The following is a 15,585-nucleotide window of genomic DNA, read 5'->3' on the forward strand; positions in this document are numbered from 1 at the left end:
CGGTGAGTCTAGGACAACGGGCCCGCCGTCACGGCCCGTTGCCCCGCCCACCGCCTTGGTTTGCGTCACACCTTCAGGTACTTGCGCAACGCGAAGAACGCGGCCAGGGACGGCATCAGCACGCTGGTCGCCAGGATCAGCGGCAGCTTGGTCAGCACCGAGTCCCAGCCGACGAAGTTGATCAGCGTCAGCTTGTGCGACAGGTCCATGCCGTGGTCGATGGTGAAGTACCGGCCGACCACCAGGAAGACGCAGGCGAGACCGCCGCCGATGAGCCCGGCGACCGCGGCCTCGGCGATGAACGGCGCCTGGATGTAGAAGCCGGAGGCGCCGACCAGGCGCATGATCCCGGTCTCCCGGCGGCGGCTGAACGCCGACACGCGCACGGTGTTGACGATCAGCAGCAGCGCCACGAACAGCATGAGCGCCATCACGCCGAGCGCGCCGCGGTTCATCAGGTTCAGCAGCTGGAAGAGGTTGTCCAGGATGCCCTTCTGGTCCTGCACCGACTGCACGCCGTCGCGCCCGTTGAACGCGGTCGCGATCACCTGGTACTTCTGCGGGTCCTTGAGCTTGATCCGGTACGACTCCTGCATCTGGTCCGGCGTGAGCGAGCCGGCCAGCGGGGAGTTGCCGAACTGCTCCTTGTAGTGCTTGTACGCCTCGTCCTGCGACTCGTACGACACCTTCTCGACGATCGGCATCTTGTGCAGGTCGGAGAGGATCTGCTTCTTCTGGTCCTCGGTGACCGCGCCCTTGGCGCAGTGCACGTCCTGCTCGGCGTCGTGCTTGTTGCACAGGAAGATCGAGACGTTGACCTTGTCGTACCAGTAGCCCTTCATGGTGCTCACCTGGTCGCTCATCAGCAGGGAGCCGCCGAAGAGGGCCAGGGACAGGGCGACGGAGACGATGACCGCGAAGGTCATCGTGAGATTGCGGCGGAGACCGACACCGATCTCCGACAGGACGAACTGGGGGCGCATGGCGTCGGGTTGTGCCTTTCCGTGGACGAACTGGGGCGCGCGGTCAGTGCTGGTAGCCGTAGACGCCGCGGGTCTGGTCGCGGACGAGGCGGCCCTTCTCCAGCTCGATGACGCGCTTGCGCATCTGGTCCACGATGTTCTGGTCGTGTGTCGCCATGATGACGGTGGTGCCCGTCCGGTTGATCCGGTCGAGCAGCTTCATGATGCCGACGGAGGTCTGCGGGTCGAGGTTGCCGGTGGGCTCGTCGGCGATCAGCAGCTTGGGCCGGTTGACGAACGCGCGCGCGATGGCCACCCGCTGCTGCTCACCGCCGGACAGCTCGCCGGGCATCCGGTCCTCCTTGCCGCCGAGGCCGACGAGGTCGAGCACCTGGGGCACGGACTTGCGGATCTCGCCGCGGGACTTGCCGATCACCTCCTGCGCGAAGGCCACGTTCTCCGCGACCGTCTTGTTGGGCAGCAGGCGGAAGTCCTGGAAGACGGTGCCCAGCTGGCGGCGCATCTGCGGCACCTTCCAGTTGGAGAGGCGGGCGAGGTCCTTGCCCAGCACGTGCACCTGGCCGTGGCTGCACCGCTCCTCGCGGAGGATCAGCCGCAGGAAGGTGGACTTTCCGGAGCCGGAGGACCCCACGAGGAAGACGAACTCGCCCTTTTCCACTTCCAGGGAGACATCCCTGAGTGCGGGACGGGTCTGCTTGGGGTAGACCTTGGAGACATTGTCGAATCGGATCACGGATGCACCACGGGTCGCCGGGGGTAGATGAGCGTGACCATACGCGAACCGGGTGTGCAAGCGCAGGCGCAGGCTGAGGTTGGGCAAGACTTGTACGCTTTTGCACCGGTCGTTGGTCCGGGCACCGAGGTGGGCGCGGCGACGGCCCTTCCGGGCGCCGCGGCGGGGGCCCCGCGCACGGCGCCGCGGAAACTGGCACAGTGGGAGGGGAACGTTCGCGTTCCTGTGAGCGTTGTACGAAGTGATACGGCCGGTGCGAGGAGGGCGAGCGCATGACGTACGACCGGTTGGTGTGCGCGAACTGCGCGGCGCCCGTGAGCGAGGGCCGGTGCCCGGTGTGCCGTGCCAACCGCGAGCGTCTTCAGCAGGAGGGCTTCCTGGGCGGGGTCAACCCGATGGCGCTGATCGCGCTCCTCGCGGTGCTGATCGCCGCGGTGGTGCTGCTGGCGCACCAGACCGCCTGACCAGCGCCCGACCAGGTAAGAAGCGGTCGGGAAAATCCCCGGAAAAGCGTCAGGGCCCGGAGCGAAGGCTCCGGGCCCTTTGCGTACGCGGGGTACGCGGACGCTTGCCGTGCGGCTACCGTCAGGCGGCCGCGCCGCCCCGGCCGGCCAGACGCGGCAGGATGCGGAAGCCGATACCGCCGGCGATCATCGTCGCGGCGCCGATGATCAGGAACGAGGTCTGCCCGGCACCGGTCTCGGCGAGCTGCTTGCCGCCGGTCTGCGGCTGCGGGTTGTCCGACCCGGTGTCGGTGAGGGCCGAGGAGCCCTCCTCCTGGGAGACGTTGTCGTTGCCGCCGCCCTGGGGGCTGTCGCCACCGGTGCCGGAGCCGCCGGAGGTACCGCCGCCGTGGTGACCGCCACCGGTGCCGCCGGTGCCGTTGCCGCCGGAGTTGCCCTGGCCGCCGGAGTTGCCCTGGCCGCCGGTGGACTGGTTCCCGCCGGTGGTGTCGCCGCCGCCGGTGGTCTGACCGCCACCGGTGGTCTGGTCGCCGCCCGTGGTCTGGTCGCCACCGGTGGTCTGGTCACCGCCGGTCGTGGTGTCGCCGCCGCCGGTGGTCTGGTCGCCACCCGTGGTCTGGTCGCCACCGGTCGTGGTGTCGTCCCCGCCGGTGGTCTGGTCGCCACCCGTGGTCTGGTCGCCACCGGTGGTCTGGTCACCGCCGGTCGTGGTGTCGTCTCCACCGGTGGTCTGGTCGCCACCGGTGGTGGTGTCGTTGCCGCCGCCGGTCTGACCGCCGTCGGTGCAGATGGCGATCGGGCAGCCGCCATCGGTGTCGCCGCCGTCGTCCTGGCCGTCGGCCTTCACACCGAGGTTGATCGGGCCCGCGTGGACGTCGAGGTCCAGGGCGGAGGCCGCGCCGGCCGCGGTCAGGGACGCACCGGCCGCGATCACGGCGCCCGCGGCTATCCGCGCGACCCGGATCCGCGTCTTCTTCGTCATATGGTTGCTACCCCCAGTAGCTGTTCGTCAATGAGGCCGCGCAGTGGGGCTGGCCGTGATCGACGGAGGCAGCTGACGAACCCCGAATCGAGATCGAGTGATTCGGCACCCCCGGTTCACATGCGCCCCAGATACACGCATGCCGCGCTCACCCTTCCGATTTTTCAAAGCAACGTCAAGAGCGTTCTGGTCGCTTTGCCCGGACGGGAGGGCCTTCGAGGGGATTTGAAGCATGTGATTGTGACGTAAAAGCCGGACAAAACAACAACTGCCGCCACGTGGGCGGCAGTTGTCATGTCGACAAAATTACTTCTCCTGCTGCTTGCGCCAGCGAATGCCGGCCTCCAGGAAACCGTCGATCTCGCCGTTGAACACGGCCTCGGGGTTGCCGACTTCGTACTCGGTACGCAGGTCCTTGACCATCTGGTACGGGTGGAGCACGTACGAACGCATCTGGTTGCCCCAGGAGTTGCCGCCGTCGCCCTTGAGGGCGTCCATCTTGGCCTGCTCCTCCTGGCGGCGGCGCTCCAGCAGCTTGGCCTGGAGGACGTTCATCGCGGTGGCGCGGTTCTGGATCTGCGACCGCTCGTTCTGGCAGGAGACCACGATGCCGGTGGGCAGGTGGGTGATGCGGACCGCGGAGTCGGTCGTGTTGACGCCCTGGCCGCCGGGGCCGGAGGAGCGGTACACGTCGATGCGCAGCTCGGACTCGTCGATCTCGACGTGGTCGGACTGCTCGACCACGGGCAGCACCTCGACGCCGGCGAAGGACGTCTGGCGGCGGCCCTGGTTGTCGAAGGGGGAGATGCGCACCAGGCGGTGGGTGCCCTGCTCGACGGAGAGGGTGCCGTAGGCGTACGGCGCCTGCACGGAGAAGGTGGTCGACTTGATGCCGGCCTCTTCGGCGTACGACGTCTCGATCAGCTCCGTCTTGTAGCCGCGCTGCTCGGCCCAGCGCAGGTACATGCGCTGGAGCTTCTCGGCGAAGTCGGCGGCGTCGACGCCACCGGCCTCGGCGCGGATGTTGACCAGGGCCTCACGGGAGTCGTACTCGCCGGACAGGAGGGTGCGGACCTCCATCTCGTCCAGCGCCTTGCGCACGGCGGTCAGCTCGGACTCGGCCTCGGCGCGGGTGTCCGGGTCGTCCTCCTCCTCGGCCATCTCGAAGAGGACCGAGAGGTCGTCGATGCGGCCGCGCAGTGCTTCCGCCTTCCTGACCTCGGCCTGGAGGTGGGAGAGCTTGCTGGTGATCTTCTGTGCCTCGTCCGGGTTGTCCCACAGGGACGGGGCTGCCGCCTGCTCCTCGAGCGCGGCGATATCTGCCCTCATCTTGTCGAGGTCCAGGACGGCCTCGATCGACTCCATGGTCGAGGAGAGGGACTTCAGCTCTTCGGATACATCGACGACTGCCACGGTTCAAGCGTAACGGCTGTGGCAAGCGGCCATCGCCGCGCTGCGCTCTCACCGTTTCCGCGCACCGGCCCAGCTGGTCTCGGGTGGGTGGGCCTTCCAGCCGGCCGAGGCGGGTGGGTGGTGGGAAAGGAGGGGGGTCAGGGGGTGGGGGAGGTCGAGGCCGGGTGGGGGGAGTCCGGCGGGGTGTCCGACGTGGCCCACCACGCGCCGACCGACACCAGTGCCGCCACGGCCACCCCCGCGGCCCCCACCGTGATCCGACGGCGCCGCACCGCGGCACGGTGTTTCGCCGAGCCCGGCCGGGGCGCGCCCGTAGGCCGGGGTGCGCGTGCCGTCCCGTGCGCGCCGCCGGCCAGCTCGTCCGGTGCCGGGACCCGCATCGAGGTGTGCGTGTCGCGGTTGGAGTCGGGCCGGGCGCCCTGCACGAGGGAGACCGCGCCCCGTCGTCGTACCGGCGCACCCTGCGCGGGGGCCGCGGGTGCCGCGGGGGCCGCCGGTTCCTCCTCGGCGCCCTCCTCCGAGAGGTCCGGCTCGTCCACGTCCAGCGGCGGCAGCCCGGCCAGCGTCGGCAACTGCTCCCGCAGCCGCGCCGCCAGCTCGGAGGCCCGCAGCCGGGACGCGGGCGCCTTGGCGAGGCACTGCACGATCAGCTGCCACAGCTCCTCGGGGATGCCGGGGAGGGGGACCACGGTCTCCGTGACATGGCGGCGCAGGACCGCGCCCGGATGCCCGCCGCCGAACGGCGTGAAGCCCGCCAGCAGCTCGTACAGCACCGTGGCCAGCGCGTAGATGTCCACGGAGGCCCGCGGCGGCAGCCCCTCCACGATCTCGGGGGCCAGGTAGTCCGGCGTACCGATGATCTTCGTGGCGCGCGTCCGCCGGGGCGCGTCGATCAGCTTGGCCACCCCGAAGTCGGTCAGCAGCGCCGGATGCGCCCCGCCGGGTCCGAGCGGGCCCTGCATGTCGAGCAGCACGTTCTCCGGCTTGACGTCCCGGTGCACGACCCCCGCCGCGTGCGCCGCGGCCAGCGCGTCCGCGACGTCGGCGACGATCGCCACCGCGGCCTCGGGCGCGAGCCTGCGCTCCCGCTCCAGCCGGGTGCGCAGATCGGTGCCGCGCACCAGGTCCATCACCAGGGCCAGGTCATTGCCGTCGACCACCAGATCGCGCACGGTGACGATGTGCGGGTGCTCCAGCCCGAGCAGCGCCGTGCGCTCCTGGACGAAGCGCCCGACCAGCTCCTGGTCCGAGGCGAGGTCCTCCCGCAGCAGCTTGATCGCGACGGGGCCCTCGGGCCCCTCGCCCAGCCACACCGTGCCGGCGCTGCCCCGCCCCAGGATCTGGTTCGCGGTGTACCGGCTGCCGATCTTCCGTGCCAAGACTGCTCCTACAGACGCGTGTTGTCGTTAAAACTACGCGTCCGGCGAGCCAACCTTCACCGCGGAGACGGAAATCACCCGTCAGATGTCGACAAATCCCCTATCCAACAGGTCAGTTGCCACTGCCCAGGTCCTTGGCCCAGCCGCTCACCTGGCCGGCCCAGTGGCTCAGCTCGTGCCAGTAGCCCCGGCCCTGTCCGACCCAGGTGTGCAGCGGCGTCAGCTCCCAGATCAGCCAGCTCGCCACCACCAGGATGACGATCGTGAACAGGCAGCCCTTCAGGCAGCCGAGTCCGGGGATCTTCATCGGGTTGGCGCTGCGCTGCCGCGGCGCCCTGGGCTCACGCGCGGGCCGCTGCGGCTGCTGGGGCGGCGCGTACTGCTGGGGCCGGCGCTGCGGCTGATGCTGCTGCGGTTGCTGAGGCTGCTGGGGCGCGTAGCCGTAGCCGCCCTGCTGGTACCCCGGCTGCCCCTGCTGCCGGCCGCGCTGCTGCGGCTGCTGCCGGCGCGGCTGCGCTGCCGGCCGCGGCTGCTGCTGCGGGCGGGCCACCTGCCGCTGGGGCCGGTGGTGCAGCGGGTCGTCCTCCGGGGAGAGGTACTGGATCTGCGTCTGCTCGTTGCGGTCACGGGCGGCCCGCAGCTGGTTCTGCCAGGGGTGCGGCTGCTCGGGTCCGGGGCCCCCCGGCCCGGTGTTCGGCAGCACGGCCGTCGGGTCGGCGGCGCCGGTGCTCGGCAGCACGGCCGTCGGGTCGGCCGCGCCGGTGTGCGGCAGCACGGCGGTGGGGTCGGCCGCGCCGGCGGGGCCCGCGGTGGGCGGCAGGACGCTGGTGGCGCCGTTCGGGTCGTACGACCCCTGCGGGGCGTTCGTGGGCAGCACCTGCGTGGGGTCCGCCGCACCGGCGACGCCCGGCTCGCCCGGCACCGCGGCCGGGGCCGGGTCGGGGGCGAGCAGCGCGCCGACGCCCTCGGCCGCCGCGATCTGGGCGGAGTTCGCGTGCACCCCGACTCCCTCGGCGACGACCCGCAGGGCGCGCGCCAGGTTCTCGGCGCTGGGCCGCTCCAGGGGGTTCTTGCGCAGGCAGCGCTCGATCACCGTCCACAGCGGGTCCGGCACGGTGGAGGGCCGGCGCGCCTCGGCGCTGAGGTGCTGGTGCAGCACCTCAAGGGAGGTGGCGCCGGAGAACGGCGGACGGCCGGTGACCAGCTCGTACATCAGGATGCCGGCGCCGTAGACGTCCACGGCGGAGGTCTGCGGGCGGCCCTCGGCGGACTCGGGCGCGACGTACGCGGGCGTGCCGACGAACTCCTGCGTGCGGGTCAGGCCCGGAGAGTCGGCGAGGCGGGCGATGCCGAAGTCGGTCAGCATCGGGTGCATCTCGCCGTCCCGCTGGCGCAGCAGCACGTTGGCGGGCTTGAGGTCGCGGTGGACCACGCCGTCGGCGTGGCTCGCGGCGAGCGCGTCGGCGATCTGGGCGGTCAGCAGGGCGGCGGCGACCGGCGTCAGGGGGCCGTTCTCGCGCAGGTAGCGGTGCAGGTCGGGGCCGTCGACCAGGTCCATGACCAGGGCCAGCAGCTCGCCCTCCACGACCAGGTCGCGGACCCGGACGATGTTCGGGTGGGTGAGCCGGAGCAGGACAGAGCGCTCGCGCAGGAAGCGCATCACGATGTCCGGGTCGCTCGCCAGCTCCTCCTTCAGGACCTTGATCGCGACCGTTTCGCCCGGCTGGCCGGGGACGGCCGCCTCCGCGCCCGCGGTCTCGCGCTGGCGGGCACGCCAGACGGTGCCTGTGGCGCCGCGTCCGAGCGGCTCCTCAAGCAGGTACTTGCTGCCGACTGGCCGCACGTCACGCGCTCCCTGCTGCTTGCTGATGCTGCTTGCCTGCATTCCCGGTGTTCCGGACCACTGTAGTGGTGCCGGGTGGGGCGCCACGTAAGCGTTCGCGGGCAGGTCCGAAGGAAAGACGCGTGTCCGTCGCCCGTGGTTGCCCGCACTCGCCGTGCGCCGCCGCGGACGCCGGTGGCAGCCGACGGAAGCCGACTGAAGGGGGCCATAAGAGGGGACGTGACCGATCTCAACTGATCGTCGGGGTGGTCCATGTCAGGCACTTTTGGGGTCAGAGCCGACCAATCAAGATCACTTCGCACCGGGTGACGGGCACGGTGTCGGTGGCAGGTGCGAGGATGCTCCCGTACTGGCCGACGTGCTCGTGTGGGGTGGGGGGTAGTCCGCGCCCGCGCAGACCCGCGCAGAAGGGACCGCTGACGCCGATGCAGATCCGGCTGACCGTCGTAGACCCGCTGGGCCCGCCTCCACAGCGGGGCGCGAGCCGCGACGTGCTGGTCACGGCGCCCGCGGGCACCGACCTCGCCGCGGTCGCCGCCGCGCTGGCCGGGGCGGTCACCGGGGAGGGCGCGGGCCGCGACACCGGGGGCGCGGCGGTCGTGCTGTACGCCGGTGCCGAGCGGCTGGACCCGCGCCGCGCCGTGCTCGGGGAGCCGCCGCTGGTCGACGGCGCCGTACTGGCCCTGGGCGCGCCCGCCGCCGCCGAACCGCATCCCGAGCTGGACGAGGCGCCCACGCAGCTGCATGTGGTGGCCGGGCCGGACGCGGGCGGGGTCCATCTGCTGCACGGCGGCCGGATCACGGTCGGGCGCTCCGCGGACGCGGATGTGCCGCTGGACGACCCCGATGTCTCGCGCCTGCACTGCGCGGTGACGGTGGGCGCGGACGGCCGGGTGTCCGTGGCGGACCTGGGCTCCACGAACGGTACGACGCTGGACGGCACGCGGATCGGCGAGCGGGCGGTGCGGGTGCCCGCCGGGGGCCTGCTGCGGATCGGGGAGTCGGCGCTGCGGGTCGCGCCCGGCGGGCCGCGGGCGCGGGTGCCGGTGGTCGCGGACGGGGAGGGCTGCCTGCGCGTCGGGCCGGGTGCGGAAGCGGCGGATGCCGGATTCCCGCCCGCGGCGCCCGCGTCGTCGGCATCGCCAGCATCGCCCGCCTCGCCTGCATCACCCGCGTCGCCTGTGCCGCCGTCGGCGCCGGGCGGGACCTGGGCCGGTCCCCCCGGCTCGGCAACCGGCGTCGCGGAAGGCACCGGGCATGCCTACGGCTCCGCCTCCTGGGGCGCCGCGGACGCGGGACCCGCCGGGCGCGACGGAGACACCCACGCGGGCCGGTCCGGGGTCGGCGGGGCGCAGGGCGTCCGGCGGCGGGGGCTCGGCGCCTGGGCCCGGCGGCTGGCCGGCGGGCGCGGAGAGCAGCCGGCGGACGGCGCGCGGTCGTACGACGAGACGGCCCCGCCCGGCGGCGCCCCGGACGCCGGGGCCCCGCAGCGCCCCGACACCTGGCCGGACCCCGCCGCGCTGCTGCTCACCGCGCTCGGCCCCGGCCCCCGGCTGTGGGAGCGCGGGCCCGGCCACCCGGAGGCGCTGACCGTACGGCTCGGTACGGCCGACCGGAGCACGCCGGACGGCTCGGGCCTGCTGCCCGCCGTACCGGTGACCGCCGCGCTGCGGGAGACGGGTGCGCTGGGCCTCGCCGGGCCCCGGCCCCGGCTGTCCGGGCTGGCCCGCGCGGTGCTGGCCCAGCTCGCCGCGCTGCACTCCCCCGACCTGCTGGAGATCGTGCTGATCAGCGCGGACGCCTCCCGTCCGGTGGCGGAGCGCACCGCCGAGTGGTCCTGGCTGGGCTGGCTGCCGCACGTCCGTCCGAACCACGGGCAGGACTGCCGCCTCCTGCTGGCCTACGACCGCGAACAGGCGGCCGCCCGCACGGAGGAACTGCTGCGCCGGGTGGACGACCTCACCGGCCGCCGTCCCCACCCGGTCCCGGCGCGGAACACCGGGGGCTCCGGGTCGCAGAACACCGGGGGCTCCGGGTCGCGGTCGTACGCGACGCCGTACGCCACCTCGGACACCCCGCTGATCCCCCACCAGAGCCAGGGACCGGGCCACCGGAGCCCGGGCCCCGGCCATGAGAGCCAGGGCCCAGGCCACCCGAGCCAGGCGCCGGGCCACCGGAGCCACGGACCGGGCGACCCGAGGCAGGGGCCGGGCGACCAGAGGCGGGAGCCGGGCGACCCGATTCAGGCGCCGGGCCCGAGCGTGCCCGGTGCCCCCGCCGGTCCCCTCGGCGCCCCGGCCCCCGGCACGCTCTCCCCCGCCTTCGGCGCGCCGCCCCGCGGTGCCCGCCGTCCCTCCTGGGCCAGGGCGGAGGCCGACCTCGGCGGTACCGGATTCCCCGGCCCCTACACGGTGGTCGTGGTCGACGGCGATCCCGGCGGGTCCGGGCTCCAGGAGGCCCTGGCCCGCCTGGCCGCGGTGGGCCCGCGGGCCGGGGTGCACGTCCTGTGCCTGGCCGAGGTCTCCGCCGCCTCGGCGGCCTCGCCCGTGACCCGTACGTACGACACGGCGTGCGCCGTGGCCCCCACGTTCCGGCACTGCGGGGCCGCGGCCCTGCTCAGCGGCGATGTGGCGGGCACCCTCCAGCTGCTGCGGATCGCGCCGGGCGGCCCGGTGACGCCGGGTGTGCCCGCCACCGTGGACGCGGTGTCCCCGGCGTGGGCGGAGCGGTTCGCGCGGGCGCTGGCGCCGCTGCGGCCGGACGGCCCGGCCGACGCGGGGCACGCGCGGGTGGCGGCGCCGCTGCCGCAGTCGGCGCGGCTGCTGGACGAGCTGGGCCTGGCCCGTGCCACCCCGGCCTCGCTGATGGCCCGCTGGGCGGACGCGGCCGACGACCCGGAGGCGCTGGGCGGCCGGGCCCGTGCCGTGCTCGGCGCCGGACCGCACGGCCCGGTGACCGCGGACCTGGTGGCCGACGGACCGCATCTGCTGATCGAGGGCCCGGCGGGCAGCGGCCGTACCGAGCTGCTGCGGGCCGTGGTGGCGTCGCTGGCCGCGGCCGAACGGCCGGACCGGCTCGGCATGGTGCTCATCGACGGCCGGGACGGCGTGGGCGCCGGCAACGGGCGCAACGAGGGCCTGCGGGTCTGCGTGGAGATACCCCATGTGACGACCCACCTGCTCGCCAACGACCCCGTCCGCATGCGGGAGTTCGCGCAGTCGCTCAGCGCGGAGCTGAAGCGGCGCGCCGAGCTGCTGGGCCGGACGGACTTCGCGCAGTGGCACGCGGGGCGGGCGGAGCCGGGCCGGGTCGTCGCACAGCGCACCCCGCAGGGCGCCGGGGACATCGAGGCGCCGCCCAGCTCGACGCTGCGGCTGCGCCCCGGCGCCGCGGCACGCCAACGCGCCGAGGCAGTACCGCCGTTGCCCCGGCTGGTGGTGGTCGTCGACGACCTGGACGCGCTGGTCTCGCCCGCGCTCGGCGCTCCGGGCCGGCCCGCCGCGGGGTCGGTCATGCGGGCCCTGGAGGCGGTGGCCCGCGAGGGCGAGCGGCTCGGCGTGCACCTGGTGGCGGCGGCCGGCTCGGACGGCCGTACCGCGGACAGCGAACCGGCCCGCCGGGCGAGCCTGCGCATCAGGCTCGCGGCCCCTCAGCAGGGTCCCGAGGAACCGGCGCCGGGGCGGGGCGAGTTGGCCCGTCCGGGTGCCCCCTCGGTGGCGTTCCAGGCCGGCCGGGTCACCGGTCGCATCCCCCGTACCGCGACCCAGCGCCCCACGGTCGTCCCGCTGGACTGGCAGCGCATGGGCGACCCCCCGGCCCGCCGCCCGGTCCGCGAACTCGGCAACGGCCCCACCGACCTGGCGCTGCTGGCCAGCGCCGTGGAGCGCGCCGCCCGGCAGGTCGCGGCGGCGCGGGTGCCCTCGCTGCTGTAGGAGATCACGGATCCCGACTCGCCCTGGATCAGGGCGCATACACCGCTGATCACGACCCGGTCACGATCACCCCTTCCCGGACGCAGGCGCTCTTGCCCCGCCCCGACGGCCCGCGTACACCGGAGCGCACGAACAGTGTTCCGGCGTTCACGCGCACGGACGTTCACGGCAGGACGCAGAACGACGAACGGGGAAGTGATGCGCAGCAAGAGCAGCACCATCCGGACCGGCAGGGCCGCCGGCGCGGTCGCCGCGTTGCTCGCGGGGAGCCTTGTGCTCGGCGCGTGCTCCGGCGGGGGCGGCGACGGCAAGAAGGGCGGCGGGAGTTCGCCCGCCGCCGGCGGTTCGGTCGCCCTGCCCCGGCTGGACGGCGCGCACCTGGAGATCGCGGCCGTGTGGACCGGGCAGGAGCAGACGAACTTCAAGAAGGTCCTGGCTCAGTTCGAGAAGCGCACCGGCGCGAAGGTCACCTTCGTGCCCGCGCAGGACCCGATCATCAACTTCCTCGGATCGAAGATCGCGGGCGGGCAGCCGCCGGACATCGCGCTGCTGCCGCAGCCCGGCGCCATCAAGCAGGCCGTGGACAAGGGCTGGGCCAAGCCGGTCGGACCGGACGCGCTCAAGGAGGTCCGGAAGAACTACTCGCAGGGCTGGCAGGACATCGGGAAGGTGAACGGCAAGCAGTACGGCGTCTACTACAAGGCCGCCAACAAGTCGCTCATCTGGTACAACGCCAAGGTCTTCGAGAACGCGGGGGCCAAGGAGCCCAAGACGTGGAAGGACCTGCTGACGACCGCGCAGGCCGTCTACGACTCGGGGGTCACGCCCTTCTCGGTGCCGGGCGCGGACGGCTGGCCGCTGACGGACTGGTTCGAGAACGTCTATCTGTCGCAGGCGGGCCCGGAGAAGTACGACCAGCTCGCCCAGCACAAGATCAAGTGGACCGATCCCTCGGTGAAGCAGGCGCTCCAGACGCTGGCGCAGATCTGGGGCAAGAAGGACTACCTGGCGGGCGGGCAGGACGGCGCGCTCCAGACCGAGTTCCCGAACTCGGTCACCCAGACCTTCACCGGCGGCGACCAGCCGAAGGCCGCGATGATCTACGAGGGCGACTTCGTGCAGGTGAACATCGCTGAGACCAAGGCGAAGGTGGGCACGGACGCCAAGGTGTTCCCGTTCCCGGCCGTCGGCGCCACCGCGCCCGTGGTCTCCGGCGGTGACGCGGCGGTCGTCCTCAAGGACTCCAAGGCGGCGCAGGCCCTGATGACCTTCCTCGCCTCCCCGGACGCGGCCACCATCCAGGCGAAGCTGGGCGGCTATCTCTCGCCGAACAAGAACGTGCCGGTCTCGGCGTACCCGAACAGCGTCCAGCAGCAGATCGCGAAGTCGCTGATCGCGTCCGGTGACGACTTCCGCTTCGACATGTCCGACCAGGCCCCGCAGGCCTTCGGCGGCACCCCCGGCAAGGGCGAGTGGAAGGACCTCCAGGACTTCCTGAGGAATCCGGGCGATGTCGCGGGCGCCCAGGCCGCGTTGGAGAAGGACGCGGCGGCCGCGTACGGAAGCGGGAGCTGAGCCGGCGATGGCGTCGGCAGCGGCGGCCGGGGCCCCACCGGCTCCCGCCGCGCCCCGCGCGCGCAAGAGCGTGACCGGCACCCGCAGGGCCGTGGCAGTGCTGTTCCTGCTGCCCGCCCTGGTGCTGCTGGGCGCGCTCGTGGTCTACCCGATCGGATACTCGGTCGTCCGCAGCTTCGGCACCGACTCCGGGCACGGGTTCGCCGGATTCGACAACTACAAGACGGTCTTCACGGACGACGGCATCCTCACCGCTCTGAAGAACAACGTCATCTGGGTGGTGTTCGCGCCCGCCGTCTCCACCGCGCTCGGGCTGATCTTCGCGGTGCTGACCGAACGGGTGCGCTGGGGAACGGCGTTCAAGCTGGTCGTCTTCATGCCGATGGCGATCTCGATGCTGGCGGCCGGGATCATCTTCCGGCTGGTGTACGACCAGGACCCGGACAAGGGCGTCGCCAACGCGGCGTGGGTGTCGGTGCACGACACCTTCGCGCGGTCCTCGGCGTTCCCGAAGGCGCATCCGGGGCGTGAGTCGCCGCTCGTCCCGCAGGGCGGCGGCTTCGTCACCAGGGCCGCGGTGCACGCCGGGCGGCCGGTCGCCCTGCCGCTCGTCGGGGTCGCCCCGGACGAGATGCCCGGCGACGCGAAGCGGGCGACGGCCGCGCGGGCACAGCCCGGCAAGGTCACCGGCACCACCTGGCAGGACTTCACCCGCGGCAAGGGGGTGGGCCGGCTCGGCGCGCCCGACCCGTCCGAGCTGGGCTATCCGGGGATGCGGATCGAGGCGGTGAAGGGCGGCAAGGTGGTGGCGGCCACGAAAGCGGCGGCGGACGGCACGTTCACGCTGCCCGCGGCGGCCGACGGGGCCCGGCTGCTGCTGCCCGCGAGCAACTTCAAGGAGCCGTACAACGGCGTGGAGTGGCTCGGCCCGGCGCTGGTCACCCCGGCGATCATCGGGGCGTACGTCTGGATGTGGGCGGGCTTCGCGATGGTGCTGATCGCGGCCGGACTCGCGGGCGTGCCACGGGAGTTGCTGGAGGCGGCGCGGGTGGACGGCGCCACCGAGTGGCAGGTGTTCCGCAAGGTCACCGTGCCGCTGCTCGCGCCGGTCCTCGCGGTCGTCGCCGTCACCCTGATGATCAATGTGCTGAAGGTGTTCGACCTCGTGTACATCATCGCCCCCGGCTCCTCCCAGGACGACGCGAACGTGCTCGCCCTGGAGCTGTACCGCCGGGGCTTCGCGGAGGGCCAGCCGGGTGTCGCCAGCGCGATCGCGGTGTTCCTGCTGGTGCTGGTGATCCCGGTGATGCTGTTCAACGTCCGACGGCTCCGGCGGGAGGTACGGCGATGACGGCGCTCGCCACCGATACGCGCACGACCCCGCCCGCCCCCGCGCCCCGGCGCCCGCTCGGCGCCCGGATCACGGAGAAGCTGGGCGGCACCCTGGTCCGCGTCTTCCTCGTCCTGGTCGGCCTGTTCTGGCTGGTGCCGACCATCGGCCTGCTGATCTCCTCACTGCGCTCCCCCGACGACATGAGCGCGAGCGGCTGGTGGACGGTGTTCACCAAGCCGTCCCAGCTGACCTTCGTCAGCTACCGGAAGCTGCTGGAGAACGGGGACATCACCCACTCCCTGCTGAACTCGCTCCTGATCACGGTCCCGGCGACCGTCCTCGTCGTGGTCATCGGCTCGCTCGCCGGCTACGCGTTCGCCTGGATGGAGTTTCCGGGCCGGGACTGGTGGTTCATCGGCGTGGTCAGTCTGCTGGTGGTGCCGGTGCAGGTGGCACTGATTCCGATCGCCGAACTCTTCGGCAAGATCGGCCTGTTCGGCACGATCCTCGGCGTGGTCCTGTTCCACACCGGCTTCGGGCTGCCGTTCGCGGTGTTCCTGCTGCGGAACTTCTTCGCCGAGATCCCCCGCGAACTCCTGGAGGCGGCCCGCCTGGACGGCGCCGGCGAGCTGCGCCTGTTCGCCCGCGTGGTGATGCCGCTGGGCGGCCCGGCCATCGCGAGCCTCGGCATCTTCCAGTTCCTGTGGGTGTGGAACGACATGCTGGTCGCCCTGGTCTTCACCAAGTCCGGCACCCAGCCGATCACGGTCGCACTCCAGACCCAGGTACGGCAGTTCGGCAACAACATCGACGTCCTGGCGCCCGGCGCGTTCATCTCCATGGTCATCCCGCTGGCCGTGTTCTTCGCCTTCCAGCGGCAGTTCGTGTCGGGGGTGATGGCGGGGGCGGTGAAGTAGGCACTCATGGAGACCGGGCAGAGACGTACGG

At 72.7% G+C, this 15,585-nt stretch carries 11 protein-coding genes; 5 read left to right on the top strand and 6 right to left on the bottom strand.

The genetic code is table 11. From position 1 onward, the window contains the following. Positions 1-65 precede the first annotated feature (65 nt). The gene (gene ftsX / locus AC069R_RS01755) at positions 66-983 is read right to left on the bottom strand and encodes a permease-like cell division protein FtsX (RefSeq protein WP_397985708.1); all 918 of its coding nucleotides are present in this window, start codon (positions 981-983) and stop codon (positions 66-68) included. Between the two features lie 43 nt (positions 984-1,026). Continuing rightward, positions 1,027-1,716: a cell division ATP-binding protein FtsE gene (gene ftsE / locus AC069R_RS01760; RefSeq protein WP_070022695.1), complete on the bottom strand. Its 690-nt coding sequence runs from the start codon at positions 1,714-1,716 to the stop codon at positions 1,027-1,029. A gap of 272 nt (positions 1,717-1,988) precedes the next feature. Between ftsE and AC069R_RS01765 the strand changes: the two genes are divergently transcribed. After that, the gene (locus AC069R_RS01765) at positions 1,989-2,180 is read left to right on the top strand and encodes a hypothetical protein (protein ID WP_478763627.1); all 192 of its coding nucleotides are present in this window, start codon (positions 1,989-1,991) and stop codon (positions 2,178-2,180) included. A gap of 121 nt (positions 2,181-2,301) precedes the next feature. Here the strand turns inward: AC069R_RS01765 and AC069R_RS01770 are convergent, their stop codons facing one another. The 4 genes from AC069R_RS01770 to AC069R_RS01785 form a co-directional block, all read right to left on the bottom strand. Continuing rightward, a complete protein-coding gene (locus AC069R_RS01770; protein WP_478763629.1) occupies positions 2,302-3,162 on the bottom strand; it encodes a hypothetical protein in 861 nt (286 codons plus the stop codon). 306 nt (positions 3,163-3,468) lie between these two features. After that, on the bottom strand, positions 3,469-4,575 hold the full coding sequence (gene prfB / locus AC069R_RS01775; protein ID WP_478763631.1) for a peptide chain release factor 2: 1,107 nt from the start codon (positions 4,573-4,575) through the stop codon (positions 3,469-3,471). 137 nt (positions 4,576-4,712) lie between these two features. Then, positions 4,713-5,954 (bottom strand): serine/threonine-protein kinase, encoded by a 1,242-nt coding sequence (locus tag AC069R_RS01780; protein WP_478763633.1) that lies wholly within the window; start codon positions 5,952-5,954, stop codon positions 4,713-4,715. Between the two features lie 112 nt (positions 5,955-6,066). After that, positions 6,067-7,797 carry a serine/threonine-protein kinase gene (locus AC069R_RS01785; protein WP_478763635.1) on the bottom strand — a complete coding sequence of 577 codons (1,731 nt, stop codon included), beginning with the start codon at positions 7,795-7,797 and terminating at the stop codon, positions 6,067-6,069. Positions 7,798-8,222: 425 nt separating this feature from the next. Here AC069R_RS01785 and AC069R_RS01790 point away from each other — a divergent pair, with 425 nt between their 5' ends. The 4 genes from AC069R_RS01790 to AC069R_RS01805 all read left to right on the top strand — a co-directional run bounded on the left by AC069R_RS01790 (position 8,223) and on the right by AC069R_RS01805 (position 15,554). Continuing rightward, a complete protein-coding gene (locus AC069R_RS01790) occupies positions 8,223-11,729 on the top strand; it encodes an FHA domain-containing protein (protein ID WP_478763637.1) in 3,507 nt (1,168 codons plus the stop codon). Between the two features lie 198 nt (positions 11,730-11,927). After that, on the top strand, positions 11,928-13,304 hold the full coding sequence (locus tag AC069R_RS01795; protein WP_478763639.1) for an ABC transporter substrate-binding protein: 1,377 nt from the start codon (positions 11,928-11,930) through the stop codon (positions 13,302-13,304). A gap of 7 nt (positions 13,305-13,311) precedes the next feature. After that, a complete protein-coding gene (locus AC069R_RS01800; protein WP_478763641.1) occupies positions 13,312-14,655 on the top strand; it encodes a carbohydrate ABC transporter permease in 1,344 nt (447 codons plus the stop codon). Next, positions 14,652-15,554, top strand: coding sequence for a carbohydrate ABC transporter permease (locus AC069R_RS01805; protein WP_478763643.1), 903 nt, complete (start codon positions 14,652-14,654; stop codon positions 15,552-15,554). The genes AC069R_RS01800 and AC069R_RS01805 overlap by 4 nt, the downstream gene beginning before the upstream one ends. The last annotated feature ends 31 nt before the right edge of the window (positions 15,555-15,585 follow it).

The sequence above is a fragment of the Streptomyces sp. NPDC043952 genome (assembly GCF_056435325.1).